A 14,598-nucleotide genomic window follows, 5' to 3' on the forward strand; every position below is an offset into this window, starting at 1 on the left:
CTCTAGCGCAGATCGGGGGTCTGGGCAAACAGGCGGCGGTGTTCGTCAAGTGCGTATCGGTCGGTCATCCCCGCGATATAGTCGGCGGCACGGCGCGCGCGGCGCGCCTCGTCGAGCAGTGCCACGCCGGCAGACCATTGCGGGGGCATGGCACTCGGATGCTCGAAATAGGCGGCGAACAGGTCGCGCACCACGCCGGCAGCATCGCGGCGGATCGGCACGACCCGCGGGTGGCGATAGACATTGGCGAAGAGGAAAGCCTTGATCCCTTCGTCATAGGTGCGGATGGGCGCCGAAAACTGCACCAGGGTGCGGCCGCAGCGACGGATGTCTTCGGCACTCTCCGGGGCAACCTCGCCGATGGCGCGCGTCGCCTCGGCGATGACGTCCTCCACCAGACGCGTGATCACCCGCCGCGTCAGTTCGTTGATCTCCCGCGGCTTCTCCAGCGCCGGATGGCGCGCGCGGATCTCGTCGAGGAACTGCCGCGCCAGCGGCACGGCGTCGCCGAGATCGTCAAGGGTGAAGAGCCCGGCCCGCAGCCCGTCGTCGATGTCCGCGGCGTCATAGGCGATGTCGTCGGCGATGGCCGCCGCCTGGGCCTCGGCGCTGGCATGGGTGGCGAGGTCGAGTGGCTGAAGCGCATCATATTCAAGGATGGCAACGGGAATGCCGCGGTCACGGTAGCGTTCCGTGGGCGTGCCGTCGGCGGCAAGCAGCGGGCCGTTGTGCTTGACGAGCCCCTCGAGCGTCTCCCAGCTGAGATTCAGGCCGTCGAAGCCGGCATAGCGGCGCTCGAGACGGGTCACGATGCGGAGCGACTGGGCATTGTGGTCAAAGCCGCCATAGGGCCGCATCACCTCATCGAGCGCATCCTCGCCCGTATGCCCGAAAGGCGTGTGGCCGAGGTCATGGGCGAGCGCCAGGGTCTCGGCCAGGTCCTCGTCCAGCCCGAGCGCGCGCGCCAGCGAGCGGGCGATCTGCGCCACCTCGATCGTATGGGTCAGCCGGGTACGGTAATGGTCGCCTTCGGGCGAGACGAAGACCTGGGTCTTGTGCTTCAGCCGCCGGAACGCGGTGGCGTGGACGATACGGTCGCGGTCGCGGTGGAACTCCGTCCGGGTCGGCGACGGGGGCTCGGCGACCAGCCGACCCCGGGAGGTGCGGGAATCGCAGGCATAGGGCGCGAGAGGCGGATAGAAATAGCTCGCCACAGCCATGCAGATCCCCGGACGTTCCGCCTCACCGGACTGAAGGCCGGCCAACAGTTTCCGCACAAAGGCTCCGGGACGATTGACCAGGGCCACGGGCGCACATACCTATGAGAAGGCTCTGCCGCAAGGCGGGAGGCTGTCCTTTCCTGTGTTTCCGGCCTTGAACCGGGGAGACAAGCTCATGACCACCGATGTCGACACCCTCGCCCCCGCGGTGACGGTCACCGACCGGGCCGCAGCCCGTATCGCCAAGATCATGGTGAGCGAACCGCCGGGATCCATGCTGCGCATTTCGGTCGAGGGTGGCGGCTGCTCGGGATTCCAGTACAAGTTCGACTTCACCACCACCCGCAACGCCGACGATTTCGCCATCGTCAAGGACGGCGCGACGGTGCTGGTGGACGAGATCTCCCTGCCCTACCTGGCGGGTACACAGCTCGACTGGGTCGACGACCTGATCGGCTCGGCCTTCAAGCTGCAGAACCCCAATGCCACAGCCAGCTGCGGCTGCGGCACCAGTTTCACCGTCTGATCAGTAGAGCGTCGCCGCAAGCCGTGTCGGCAGCGCCTTGTCGTAGGCTTCGACGTCGAAGGCTGCCCCCGCGCCCTTGAGCATCTGGCCAGGGGTCGGCAGTTCCGACCGGGCGCGCTGCGCCGCCGGATCCCAAAGCCGCGAGCGGACCAACGCCTTGGCGCACTGGAAATAGACACTCGTCACGGTGATGACGAGGCCCGTGAGCGGCACCTTGCCGTCCATGGCCGCTGGCTCCAGCAGTGCCGGATCGGTGGTGATGCGGCCATGCCCATTGATGCGCAGGGTCTCGGCGACGCCCGGTACGAGGATCAGCAGTGCGACACGGGGATCCCGCACGATGTTCAGCAGACTGTCGATGCGGTTGTTGCCGCGGCGGTCAGGGATGAGCAAGGTCGTGGCGTCGACAACACGGATAAAGCCCGGCGGATCGCCGCGCGGCGTCGCATCGAGCCCCTCGGGCCCGGCGGTGGCGAGGACGCAGAAGGGCGATGCTTCGACCAGAGCGCGATATTCGGGGGTCAGCGCGGGCACCTCCTTGGTGAGCGCGGCCTCGCTGGCCGGCCCGTAGAGAGCCCTCAGCCCCTCTTCACTGTCGATCCACATGATCCCGTCTCCTGTCGGCGGCTGTCGTGGCAGGGGCGACCGCATCCCAAGCTGGCGCTACACTGCCCCTGGCAAGAATCGCAGGACCCGTCATGATCGTCGCCACGTGGAACGTCAATTCCGTCAAGATCAGGGTCGAGAACACGCTCGCCTGGCTGAAGGCGCGCGATCCCGACATCGTCTGCCTGCAGGAGCTGAAATGTGTCGATGAAGCCTTCCCGCGGGAGGCCTTTGAAAGCGCCGGCTACAATGTCGCTGTGCACGGGCAGAAGACCTATAACGGCGTCGCCATCCTCTCCAAGCTGCCGCTGGAGGACGTGACGCCCCGCCTGCCGGGCGACGAGGCCGACGAACAAGCGCGCTATCTCGAAGCGGTGGTGTCGACGCCGTCGGGCGCCGTCCGCGTCGCCAGCCTGTACCTGCCCAACGGCAATCCGGTCGGCACGGAGAAGTTCACCTACAAGCTTGCCTGGATGGACCGGCTGATCCGCCATGCGCGGGACCGCCTGGCGCTGGAGGAGCCGTTCCTGCTCTGTGGTGACTACAATGTCATTCCCATGCCGGACGACGCCAAGAACCCGAAGGACTGGATCGGCGATGCGCTGTTCCAGCCGGAAAGTCGGAGCAGGTTCCGCCAGTTGGCGGCGCTCGGCTTCACCGACGCGCTCAGGGCGTGCGACGATTCCGCCGGCCTTTACTCGTTCTGGGATTACCAGGCCGGAGCCTGGCCGCGGAACAACGGCATCCGCATCGACCACCTGATGCTGTCGCCGCAGGCCACCGACAGGCTGCTTACGGCCGGCATCGACAGCCACGTGCGCGGCTGGGAGAAGCCAAGCGATCACGTGCCGGTCTGGTGCGAGATCGGCGTCTGACGCCGTTCCACCCGCATGGGCATGCCGCCGTCAGGTCTCAACGTCAGGCGGATGGTCGGCAAAGGGTGGTGGCCGCCGATCGGGATGAAACGGATCGCGCGCATCAGCGTTGCGAGGATCACCACGGCTTCCGCCAGGGCGAAGGCAGCGCCAATACAGATGCGGGGACCAGCGCCGAATGGGAGAAAGGCGCCGCGATGCAAGGCGCGGGCGCGCTCTGGAGCGAATCGCTCGGGATCGAAAGCCTGGGGCAGCTCCCAGATCATCTGGTGGCGGTGGACGGCATAGACCGGCACATAGACCGGCGTGCCGACTGCCACCCTTTCGCCGCCGATCGTGACGTCTGCGGCGGCGATGCGCGGGATGAGCGGCGCCGGAGGGTAGAGGCGCATGGCCTCCTGCACCACCTGTTTGGCATAGACCAGCCGGTCGACATGGCTGGCCTCGACAGGCCCATCGCCCACGACCTCCGCGATCTCGGCCAGAAGACGAGCCTCGACCTCAGGCGCATTGCCGATGAGCCACAGCGCCCAGGTGAGCGCCAGGGCGGTCGTCTCGTGGCCGGCCACCACGAAGGTGAGGAGATTGTCGGCGAGTTCTTCGTCCGTCATCGCCCTGCCCGTCTCGGGATCCGCGGCGGCAATGAGAAAATCGAGAAGGTCCGGCGTCATGCCGGGCCGCGCCCGGCGCGCGGCGATGACCCTCACCATTTCCTGCCTCAGGAACAGATTGCCGGCCCGGGCTCGCCGCTTGCCGGGATAGGGAACCCAGGACGGCGCCCGAAGAATGGATAGCGCGGCGATCCAGCCGACCGAATCGAAATAATGTGAAATCTCTGCACCGAACCGCCGGGTGTCGAAGCTGGCCGCACCCGACAGCATGGTTTCGACAATGACGTCGAACGTCGTCGCCATCATCAGTTCGGCAATGTCGACCGTTTCGCCGGCCCTGTCCGTGAACACCGAGGCGGCTCGCGCGGCCGCCTCGCCAAAGGCAGGAACGAAACCGAGGATCGTCGCATGGCGGAACGGCGGTGCAGCGGCGCGGCGCTGCCAGCGCCAATGGGCCCCCTCCGCGGTGAAGATCGAGTCGTTGCCGACGGCAGGGCCGATGGTGCGGCGGATAATCGGCGCCTTGGGGAAAACCTGAGCCTTGGCGACCAGAACCTCGTCGATGAGGGCGGGATCCATCACAAAGAGCAGCGGCCGACCGGCAAAGCGCTGCCAGAACAGTGGCTCGGTGAAGAGCGGCTGCGGCCACGTCTCCAGCGGGTTACGCACCATGGTGCGCAGAAGCGGAAAGAGGCCGAGTTCTTCTCGCGGATGATCGATGGACCGCGGCGTGAATGGAGGCGAGGAGACCTCGGTCATCGCCGGGCCTCCGTCACCGCCGGACGGTCTTGATCCAGGACTCGACCATGCGCAGCGCCACACTGCGCTCGTCGTCGGAGGCCTGCCGCATGGCCTCCTCGTACATTTCGCTGATCCACGGCTCGTTCTCGCTCGCCGATTCCTTGGCGAGCGTCAGGAACATCAGTCCGCGCGGCGCGGCCCGCGGCACATCGCGGCCGGTGAACAGCATGTGACCGAGGACCGCCTGTGCCTGGTGATGGCTCTTCTGGGCTGCGAGTTGCAGCCAGCGGGCGGCCTGACGCGGATCGCGAGGGGCGCCCTTGCCCTCGAGCAGCATGCGCCCGAGGCGGAACTGGCCATCGGCATCGCCGTAGGTGGAGGCGGCGTAAAAATAGAGTTCGACGGCCTTGCCCGGATCGGGCCGGACATAGGTGTTGGGGATGCCTTCGACCAGATAATTGCCCATGGCAACGAAAGCGGAGGAGATGAACCGCGCATCGGGGGAGTTCGGTCCCTCCTCGCGCCGCGTCATGGTGATCTGGCGGAAGGTCTCGAATGCCTTCAGGTCGGACCGGGCGACACCCTCTCCTTCCATATACATCCGGCCGAGGCGCCAGGCGGAGGCCGCATGGCCGCCGCTCGCGGCATATTGCAGCGCCGTTACGGCCTCGGCGGTCCGGCCATCGCGCAGGGCCCGGCCATAGGCGCGGAAGGCGTCGAGAGCGGAGCGGGCATCGCCTGCAGGCTGGCCGTCGAACGCCCACGCGCCGCCCGTCGGCAGAGCCGCCGCCATGACCGTCGCCACCAGGACGACATGCACGCTGAGACGATCAGATATCCGCATAGACGTGCTTTTCCCCGACGCCGCCCGGGTGGGTCACCGCGCCGTCAACCGCAGGTCCGACCTGCTGGGCAAATTTCCAGATGGCGCCCGAGCCGTATTCCGTCGGTTTCGGACCGGTCCATTCCTTCTTACGCGCCCGCATTTCGGCGGCCGTAAGGCGAACTTTGAGCGTTCCCTTGACGGCATCGATTTCGATCATGTCGCCGTCGCGCAGCAGCGCGATAGGGCCGCCGACCTGCGCCTCAGGCCCGACATGGCCGATGCAGAAGCCGCGCGTCGCACCCGAGAAACGGCCATCGGTGATGAGCGCGACCTTGTCGCCCATGCCCTGGCCGTAAAGCGCGGCTGTGGTCGCGAGCATCTCGCGCATGCCCGGTCCACCCTTCGGGCCCTCATAGCGAATGACGATGACCTCACCTTCGCGGATGGTGCGGTCGGTCACCGCCTTGAAGCACTCTTCCTCGCGGTCGAAGCAGCGCGCCGGCCCCTTGAACTTCAGCTTCTTCATGCCGGCGACCTTCACGATCGCCCCGTCCGGCGCCAGGTTGCCCCTGAGGCCGACAACGCCGCCGGTCTTGGTGATGGGCTTCGTCGTCGGATAGACGACATCCTGGTCAGGGTTCCACTTCACCGAAGCCAGGTTCTCGGCCATGGTCCGGCCGGTCACGGTCATGCAGTCACCGTGCAGATAGCCGCCGTCGAGCAGCGCCTTCATCAGCAGCGGAATGCCGCCGGCCTCGAACAGATCCTTGGCGACATATTTCCCGCCCGGCTTCAGGTCGGCGATATAGGGCGTCTTCTTGAAGATCTCGGCGACATCGAAAAGATCGAACTTGATGCCGCATTCATGCGCCATGGCCGGCAGATGAAGGGCCGCATTGGTGGAGCCGCCCGACGCGGCGACAACAGTCGCGGCATTTTCCAGCGCCTTGCGGGTAACGATGTCGCGCGGCCGGATCCGCCGGGCAATGAGTTCCATGACCTTCTCGCCCGCCGCGTAGCAGAAGGCGTCGCGAATGTCGTAGGGCGCCGGCGCGCCGGCCGAATAGGGCAAGGCCAGGCCGATGGCTTCCGACACGGTCGCCATGGTGTTGGCCGTGAACTGGGCGCCGCAGGCGCCAGCCGAAGGGGCACCCACCCGCTCCAGCTCGTCGAGATCGGCGTCGGACATGGCTCCGACCGAATGCTGGCCGACTGCCTCGAACAGGTCCTGGACCGTCACCTGACGGCCCCGGAATGTACCCGGCAGGATCGAACCGCCGTAGATGAAGATCGAGGGCACGTTGAGGCGCACCATGGCCATCATCATACCGGGCAGCGACTTGTCGCAGCCGGCAAGGCCGACCAGGGCATCATAGGCATGGCCACGCATCGACAGTTCGACCGAGTCCGCGATGATCTCGCGGGATGGCAGCGATGACTTCATCCCGGCATGGCCCATGGCGATGCCATCGGTGACGGTGATGGTGCAGAATTCCCGCGGCGTACCCTGGGCGGATTCAACGCCCTTCTTGACCGCCTGCGCCTGACGCATCAGGGCAATGTTGCAGGGTGCCGCCTCGTTCCAGCAGGTGGCGACGCCGACGAAGGGCTGGTGGATCTGCTTGGTCGTCAGCCCCATCGCATAGAGATAGGACCGGTGCGGCGCCCGCGATGGGCCCTCCGTCACGTGCCGGCTGGGCAGCTTGGACTTGTCGAAAGTGGGGCCGCTCATCGCACAACTCCCGCATGAAATTGAGTGGACGGGACGCTGGGCGAACACTGAAAACGAAATGCAGGGGTCATTGACGCGGCGGCCATGGGAAGGTTCCACGCCAAAGCGGGAACGGGACATTTACCGCTAATTTTTTGCGCTTCGGCCTGTGGCGGGATTGCGGCAAAACATGGTGAACGGATCGCGCCGATGCGAGCCGTTCCAGTCTGTTGCCAAAAGGACACGAAAAAGGCCGGCGTGCTGTGCACGCCGATCTGTCCGATGCGACACCAGGCGAAAGAGCCGCCCTGTCGCGAGTTCAGCCGAGCGCTGCAAGTCTCTGCAACGCGGCCTCGACGCTCTTGCGCCGCTCCGCCGCCTCGGCGCGCTTCTCGTGCTGTTCGGCCACCACGTCTTCGGCGGCCCGCGCCATGAAATTGGCATTGGTGAGCTTCGCATCGCAGCGCACGATGTCGCTCTCCGCCTCCTTCAGCGCCTTGGCAAGGCGGGCGCGCTCGGCAGCGACGTCGATCAGTCCGGCCATCGGCAGGGCGAGGGTCTCGCCGCGCACGACGATCTGCACGGAGCCCTGCGGGGCCTCGGCGGCGGCCGTGATGCCGGACAACCTCGCAAGACGGTTGAGAAGATCACCATAACGCGCTGAGAGAGATTGTGTCTTCTCCGACGGCGACAGCAGGACCAGTGGCACCTGTGTGCCCGGCGCGATATTCATCTCGGCGCGGACGGAGCGGATGGCGGTGATCGCATCGACCAGCCAGCCGATTTCCGCCTCCGCCGCCTCGTCGGCGAGCCCGTCGAGCTGCGGCCAGGGGCTGAGTGCCAGGACGTCCGCGCGCGCGGGGCCCGTCTCCCCCGTCAAGGCCCACAATTCCTCGGTGATGAAGGGCATGAACGGGTGCAGCAGCGTCAGGATCTGATCGAGGGTCCAGGCGGTGGCGGCCCGCACCTCGGCCTTGGCGGCCTCGTCGCTGCCGGTGAAGACCGGCTTGGCGAATTCGAGGAACCAGTCGCAGAAGATGTTCCAGACGAAACGGTAGGTGGCGCCAGCGGCTTCATTGTACCGATAGGCCTGGATCGCCGCCTCGGTCTCGGCCACCGCCTTCGCGGTCTCCCCGACGATCCATTTGGCCAGCGTCGTCTTCACGGCGGCAGGGTCGAAGCCTGCCACGCGCTGGCATTCGTTCATCTCGGCAAAACGTGCGGCATTCCAGAGCTTGGTCGCAAAGTTGCGGTAGCCCTCGACGCGCGAACGCGCGAACTTGACATCGGACCCCTGGCTGGCCTGGGCCACCAGTGCAAAACGCAGCGCATCGGCGCCGAACTCGTCGATGAGGCCGAGAGGATCGACCACATTGCCGAGCGTTTTCGACATCTTGCGACCCTTGTCGTCACGCACGAGGCCGTGGATGACCACATCAGAGAAGGGCTTGTCCCCCATGAAATGGAGACCCAGCATCATCATGCGGGCCACCCAGAAGAAGATGATGTCGAAGCCGGTGACGAGGGTCGAACCCGGATAGAAACGCCTCAGTTCCGGCGTCCCGTCGGGCCAGCCCAGTGTCGAGAAGGGCCACAGTCCGGACGAGAACCAGGTATCAAGCACATCGGGGTCGCGGGTCAGCGCCACCCCTGCCCGGCCGAAATGCGCGTCCGCCTGAGCCTGGGCCTCCGCTTCGGTGGAGGCCACGAAGACCGCGCCATCCTCGGCATACCAGGCGGGAATCTGGTGGCCCCACCAGAGCTGCCGCGAGATGCACCACGGCTGGATGTTCTCAAGCCAGCGGAAGTAATCGCCGGCGAAACGCTCCGGCACGAAGCGCGTCTCGCCCCGGCGCACTGCCTCGAGAGCCGGCTTTGCGAGCGTTGCGGCGTCGACATACCACTGCTCGGTCAGCCAGGGCTCGACCACGGCGCCGCCGCGCTGGGCATGCGGAACCATATGGGTATGCGGCTCGATCTTCGCGACCAGCCCGAGCGCCTCAAGGTCCGCCACCACCTTCTTGCGCGCCTCGAAACGCGGCAGGCCGCGATAGGCCTCGGGAGCGTTCTCGTTCACCACCGCCGAGGCATCGAAGATGTTGATGAGCGGCAGGTCGTGCCGCTTGCCGACCTCGAAGTCGTTGAAGTCGTGAGCGGGCGTGATCTTCACCGCACCCGATCCCTTCTCAGGATCGGAATAGGTATCACCGACGATGGGGATTTGCCGGCCGACCAGCGGCAGCACCACCGTCTTGCCGATGAGATGCCGATAGCGCTCGTCATCGGGATGAACGGCGACCGCCGTGTCGCCGAGCATGGTCTCGGGCCGTGTCGTTGCCACCGTGATGAACTGGGTCGGGTCGTCCTTGAGCGGATATTGGAAATGCCAGAGGTGGCCCTTCACCTCGAGGGAATCGACCTCGAGGTCCGAGATGGCCGAACGGAATTCCGGGTCCCAGTTCACCAGACGATTGTCACGATAGATCAGCCCCGCCTTGTGCAGGTCGACGAAGACCTTGGTGACGGCGCGGACCATCTGATCGGAAGCCTCGCCATGCACGCCCATGGTGAAACGCTCGCGCGACCAGTCGCAGGAGGCACCGAGACGCTTCAACTGGTTGACGATCGTGCCGCCGCTCTCGGCCTTCCATTCCCAGACCTTCTCGATGAACTTCTCGCGGCCGAGATCGCGCATGTGGATCTGCTTCTCGGCGAGTTGGCGCGACACCACGAGCTGGGTCGCGATGCCGGCATGGTCCGTCCCTGGCTGCCACAGCACGTCCTTGCCGCGCATGCGCTCGTAGCGGCACAGCACGTCCTGCAGCGTGTTGTTCAGGGCGTGGCCCATATGCAGCGAGCCCGTGACGTTCGGCGGCGGGATCATGATCGCATAGGTTTCGGCGCCCGCGCGGTCGGGCCTCCCGGCCCTGAAGGCCTCGGCCTTGTCCCATGCGGCCGCGATACGGGCCTCGATATCCTTGGGTGAATAGGTCTTCTCGAGCATGACGGTCCGGCGGCGTTCCAGCGATGGGAGCGCACCAAAGCCGCGCCCGGACCGAGAAGTCAACATTTCTGCCATGCGAAGCCGTCACTTGCCGCATTGCGGAAACAGGGCACATAGGCTGTCGATGACCCAGCACGCCGCCGATGTGCCGCCTCCCGATGCCGTGCCGTGGCGGGCCCTGTTCCTCCTGGGGTCAGCCTCCTTCGCCTCCTCGGCGGGCCTGCGCTTCTGCGATCCGCTGCTGCCGAAGCTGGCCGACGCCTTCCAGACCACGCCCGGCGCCGCGGCCATCGTCGTCACCGCCTACGGCCTCGCCTATGGCGGCTTCCAGTTGGTCACCGGCCCGCTCGGCGACCGCTATGGCAAGGTGCGCATGATCGCCCTCGGGGCCACGCTCTGCGGGCTTTTCACCCTCGCCTGCGCCTTCGCAACCTCGCTGGAGCAGATCGCCCTGTTTCGATTCCTGGCGGGCCTGACGGGCGCTGCCATCATTCCCAACTGCCTGGCCTTCATCGGCGACACGATACCGCTGGCCCAGAGACAGGCGGTGCTGGCCCGCTACATGATTTTCATGAGCTCTGGCGCCATCAGCGGCCAGGCCGTGGGCGGCCTGCTCGCCGATGCCTTCGGCTGGCCGGCGGCCTTCGTCATGGTGGGGGGCTTCATGATCGCCGCCGGTCTGACGCTCACCATCCAGTTGCGCAGCAATCCGGTCCTGTCGCGCCGCACAGCGGTACCCAGCGGCGGCCTCGCCGGCTCCTTCCGCCAGATCCTCGCTAGCGTCCGCAGCCCGCTCGGCCGGCTCGTGCTGGCGACGGTGACGGTGGAAGCGGTGCTCTATATCGGTGCCTTCACCTTCGTCGGCGCCCATCTTCACGACAAGTTCGACGTGAGCTTCACGGTCATCGGCATCATGACGGCGCTGTCGGCTGTCGGCGCCGTCGCCTATTCGTCCTTTGCGCCGATGCTGCTGGCGCGGTTCTCCCAGGCGAGCCTCCTCGTCCTGGCGGGTGGAGCTTTCAGCCTGAGCTTCGTGGTCATCGCGCTCTCGCCATGGCTCTGGCTCGTGGGTGTGGCGATCGTACTGTGCGGCGCCGCCTTCGCGCTGTTTCACAACGCGCTGCAGATCATGGCGACACAGATCAATCCGGACGCCCGCGGCGCGTCCATCGCCACCTTCGCCTTCTGCTTCTTCGCCGGTCAGACGCTCGGCGTCCTCTGCACCAGCGTGATGTTCGACCGTTTTGGCCCCGAGCCGATCTTCCTGATCGCGGCGGCGCTGACGCCGGTCATGGCGCTGGTTTTCCGCGCGCGGCTGCAGTCCTTGCAGAAGGCTTGAGCCCGGTCAGCGACCGGGACCGCGCGACACGCGCTCGATCTCGGCCCGCACCAGCCTTTCGACGAGTTGCGGCAGGTTGTCATCGAGCCAGGTCTTCAGCATCGGGCGCAGCATGTCACGCAGCAGATCCTCGATGGTGCGGTTTCCACCAACCATCATGGAACTCGCCAGGGAACCGAAAGCGGCGCCGACGGCGGCGTTGGCCTCGGCCGAGAGCAGCGCCGATGCCGCCATGGGAGGCGGCGGAGCGTAGCGCTCCGGGGCCGGCGGGGAATCGATGAAGTCGAGGTCGGCCCGCTGGGAGATCGGCTTGATGATGCCCATGCGCTCGGGAACAGCGTCAGCCTTGCTCAGCTCGAAAATGTCGGGCTCCGGCGGCGCCGCCTTCGGCGGGGCCGGGGGAGGCGGCGGCGGGGGTTCCGGCTCCTCGTCCATGGCATCGAATCCGGCGAGCAGCGCGTCGATGTCGTCCTGGGACTTCGGTGCTTCCTCGGCCGCCGGTTCGGGCGCCGGGGGCGGGGGTGGCGGCGCAGCCTTGGCAGCCGGCGCCTTGGCAGGCTCGTCGTCAGCGATGATCCGGCGGATCGACGCCAGGATTTCCTCCATCGACGGTTCGTTCGCCTTGGCCGCCTGTGACATCCCCGCCCACCTCAACCGTCGCACGCATCAGAAGCGAAGGGCAAAAAATGGCCCAAAGGCCGAATCGCTTCCGAATCAACACCGACGACTATGCACCGCCGCAGCATCTGTAGCCAACGCGCGGCTCGCCGATCCACAGCCAAAGTCGGCGCGGCCACAGGCCGGATCAGCGACCGTCCGGCGTGCGAACGCCGATCCACTGGTCGCGGACCTGATTGTAATGGGTGGTGGGATCGAAGATCTCGGTGCGCAGCGCCAGCCGGCTGCCGTTGAGCCGACCCATGGCGGCAAGGACCGAATAGGACAGAACGACCCGGTCACGCTGGGCACGGACCAGCGCGACACGGGCTTCCGTCAGGGTCTGGGTGGCGTTCAGAACGTCGATGATGGTGCGCTGGCCGACCTTGTATTCCTCGCGGATTCCATTGACGGCGATGTCCTGCGACCGCACCTGCACCTCGGCCGCCTGGATCTGCGCGCGCGATGCTTCGAGCGCGGCCCAGGACTGGGTGACAGCCTGCCGGACGCTCGCCGCCGCCGTCTCGATCTGGATGCGGCGCTGACCATAGGTCTCCTTGGCCGCCCGGATGGCCGCGTAGTCCCGGCCTCCATTCGCAAAGATCGGAATGGTCAGAGTCATGCCGACGGCCGCCGACAGCGACTGGCCGCTGGAGGCGGACTGCTCCGCGGCGCGGGTCAGGCTCGCCGACAGGCCGAGCGTCGGGTAGAGGGCCGACTCGGCGATCCGGACCTGCAGCAACTGCGCATCCGCGCCGTGGCGGGCGCCGCGAATGGCCGGATGCTCACTCTGACCGGCGATGACGGCGGCATCGAGATTGCGCGGCAGCAGCCGTTCGATCGTACGGGCCGGCGTGAGACGGGCCGGCTGGACGCCCACCTGCTGCATGTAGACGGAACGCGCATTGGCGAGATCGGCTTCAGCGCCGGTGGCAACCGCAATAGCCGCCTGCAGCGCCGATTCCGCCAGCGCCACGTCGGTGCGCGTCACTTCGCCGACATTGAATCGGTCACGGGTGGCGCGCAGCTGTTCACGCAGAACCTCGACATTGCGGCGCCGCAGGTCGAGGACCGCCTGCTCGCGCAGGACGTTCATATGGGCAGTGGCCGAGGCGAGGAGGACAGTCTGTTCGGTGTTCCGCAGGGTTTCGCGCGCCGCCAGAACGTTCTGGTCGGCCTGTCGAACCGAATTGGTGGTGCGGTTCCCGTCGAACAGCGGCTGGGTGACCGACAGAGTCGCCGCCCGGGGCAGTGACCGGACGGTGCGCGCCGACCCCGGACCCGTTCCGAGATAGGCCGAAGGGCCGACGCTCGATTCGGTATACTGCCCGGCGGCGGTGATCGTCGCATTCACGGAGGGGCGATAGCCCGAAAGCGCCGCGGGAACGCCTTCATTCGCCACCCTCACGCCTGCACGGGCAGCATTCAGGTCGGGATTGTTGCGATAGGCCTGGACGAGCGTGTGCTCGATGGACTGGGCCCGTACGGCCGGAGCGGCAAAGACAATGGAAGCGAGCGCAACGGACACTACCGTCGCGGAGCGCGCACGAAACATCGTGGCTCCGGTCATGGACAACACCTGCTATTTGGCGCCAACCCGGAGCGATCCGCCATGACCTCCGGGCTATGGACCCAAGGGTTAATGAAAACCGCGGGCTGAGGAAACCCCTTCAGGCGGTCTAGTCCACGCTTCACTGTCCCGGTGGGACAAGTCGGCAACACCTGTCGCGATGTCAGAAGACGAAACCGCGCGGCGCCGCAAAGCCCGGCAGCAGGGGAATCGCGGCGTCAAAAGCCGGCCTGATGCTGAACTCCTGCCCGATCCTGACATGAACCAAGCATTTCGCAGCCCGTCCCGTGCCAACGATCGCCACGAGGCGACCGCCCTCGGCCAGTTGCGCGAGGAGGCTCTGCGGGACCAGTTCGGCGGCACCCTGCAGGAGAATGACGTCGAACGGGGCGCGATCCGGCGCCCCCGCACCGAGCCCTGCCTCGACGACCACGACCTGCGATTCGCCGCCAAGCGCCTGGCGGGCCTGCGCAACCAGGTCGCCGTCCTCCTCCAGCGCGACGACCGAACCGGCGATCCGCCCCAGGACTGCGCTGGAATAGCCGGTGGCTGCGCCCACATCGAGGACCCTGTCGGCCGGACCGATCTCTGCCGCCTGGATCATGCGCGCCAGAACCATCGGCTCCACCAGATAGCGCGCCGTGCGGCTTCCAGTCTCGCCCTTCACGGCGAGGTCGTCGTCCAGATAGGCGAGCGGGCGCAGCGCGTCGGGGACGAAGTTCTCCCGCGGAACGGCCATCAGCGCATCGACGATGCGGCTGTCTGTCACATCATTGACCCGGATCTGGGTGTCGACCATGGTGCGGCGCGCCCTGGCAAAATCCATCATGGGCTCAATCCCTCGATCGCCACACCGCCACGATGCCGGCAGGCCGTCTCGTCGGGTCGTGTTTACCGGTGGTACAGCCAGAA

General features: G+C 66.6%; 12 protein-coding genes. 3 read left to right on the forward strand and 9 right to left on the reverse strand.

Features of this window, described 5'->3' with window-relative positions; translation table 11 throughout:
• Positions 1-2 precede the first annotated feature (2 nt).
• Positions 3-1,220, reverse strand: a complete 1,218-nt coding sequence (locus Q0C57_RS06150) for a deoxyguanosinetriphosphate triphosphohydrolase (protein WP_296573588.1) — start codon at positions 1,218-1,220, stop codon at positions 3-5.
• Between the two features lie 175 nt (positions 1,221-1,395).
• On the opposite strand from Q0C57_RS06150, the gene erpA reads away from it, so the two are divergent.
• On the forward strand, positions 1,396-1,746 hold the full coding sequence (gene erpA / locus Q0C57_RS06155) for an iron-sulfur cluster insertion protein ErpA (protein WP_296573590.1): 351 nt from the start codon (positions 1,396-1,398) through the stop codon (positions 1,744-1,746).
• Here erpA and Q0C57_RS06160 read toward each other — a convergent pair whose 3' ends face one another.
• Complete coding sequence (locus Q0C57_RS06160; RefSeq protein WP_296573771.1) at positions 1,747-2,355, reverse strand: pyridoxamine 5'-phosphate oxidase family protein; 609 nt, start codon at positions 2,353-2,355, stop codon at positions 1,747-1,749.
• A gap of 89 nt (positions 2,356-2,444) precedes the next feature.
• Between Q0C57_RS06160 and xth the strand changes: the two genes are divergently transcribed.
• Positions 2,445-3,227, forward strand: coding sequence for an exodeoxyribonuclease III (gene xth / locus Q0C57_RS06165; RefSeq protein WP_296573593.1), 783 nt, complete (start codon positions 2,445-2,447; stop codon positions 3,225-3,227).
• Here the strand turns inward: xth and Q0C57_RS06170 are convergent.
• The 4 genes from Q0C57_RS06170 to Q0C57_RS06185 all read right to left on the reverse strand — a co-directional run bounded on the left by Q0C57_RS06170 (position 3,194) and on the right by Q0C57_RS06185 (position 10,120).
• Positions 3,194-4,597, reverse strand: a complete 1,404-nt coding sequence (locus Q0C57_RS06170) for a cytochrome P450 (RefSeq protein ID WP_296573594.1) — start codon at positions 4,595-4,597, stop codon at positions 3,194-3,196. The genes xth and Q0C57_RS06170 overlap by 34 nt on opposite strands.
• 13 nt (positions 4,598-4,610) lie before the next feature.
• Positions 4,611-5,399, reverse strand: coding sequence for a tetratricopeptide repeat protein (locus tag Q0C57_RS06175; RefSeq protein WP_296573597.1), 789 nt, complete (start codon positions 5,397-5,399; stop codon positions 4,611-4,613).
• 10 nt (positions 5,400-5,409) lie between these two features.
• The gene (ilvD, locus tag Q0C57_RS06180) at positions 5,410-7,137 is read right to left on the reverse strand and encodes a dihydroxy-acid dehydratase (protein WP_296573600.1); all 1,728 of its coding nucleotides are present in this window, start codon (positions 7,135-7,137) and stop codon (positions 5,410-5,412) included.
• A gap of 298 nt (positions 7,138-7,435) precedes the next feature.
• Positions 7,436-10,120: a valine--tRNA ligase gene (locus Q0C57_RS06185; RefSeq protein WP_296573603.1), complete on the reverse strand. Its 2,685-nt coding sequence runs from the start codon at positions 10,118-10,120 to the stop codon at positions 7,436-7,438.
• Positions 10,121-10,244: 124 nt separating this feature from the next.
• Between Q0C57_RS06185 and Q0C57_RS06190 the strand changes: the two genes are divergently transcribed.
• Positions 10,245-11,459, forward strand: coding sequence for an MFS transporter (locus tag Q0C57_RS06190; RefSeq protein WP_296573605.1), 1,215 nt, complete (start codon positions 10,245-10,247; stop codon positions 11,457-11,459).
• 6 nt (positions 11,460-11,465) lie between these two features.
• Here the strand turns inward: Q0C57_RS06190 and Q0C57_RS06195 are convergent, their stop codons facing one another.
• The 3 genes from Q0C57_RS06195 to Q0C57_RS06205 form a co-directional block, all read right to left on the reverse strand.
• The gene (locus Q0C57_RS06195; protein WP_296573606.1) at positions 11,466-12,098 is read right to left on the reverse strand and encodes a PopZ family protein; all 633 of its coding nucleotides are present in this window, start codon (positions 12,096-12,098) and stop codon (positions 11,466-11,468) included.
• 166 nt (positions 12,099-12,264) lie between these two features.
• On the reverse strand, positions 12,265-13,686 hold the full coding sequence (locus Q0C57_RS06200) for a TolC family outer membrane protein (protein ID WP_296573608.1): 1,422 nt from the start codon (positions 13,684-13,686) through the stop codon (positions 12,265-12,267).
• Between the two features lie 163 nt (positions 13,687-13,849).
• A complete protein-coding gene (locus tag Q0C57_RS06205; protein WP_296573611.1) occupies positions 13,850-14,515 on the reverse strand; it encodes a protein-L-isoaspartate O-methyltransferase in 666 nt (221 codons plus the stop codon).
• Positions 14,516-14,598 lie beyond the last annotated feature (83 nt).

Origin of the sequence: Phreatobacter sp., assembly GCF_022843985.1 — a bacterium.
GTDB lineage: Bacteria > Pseudomonadota > Alphaproteobacteria > Rhizobiales > Phreatobacteraceae > Phreatobacter.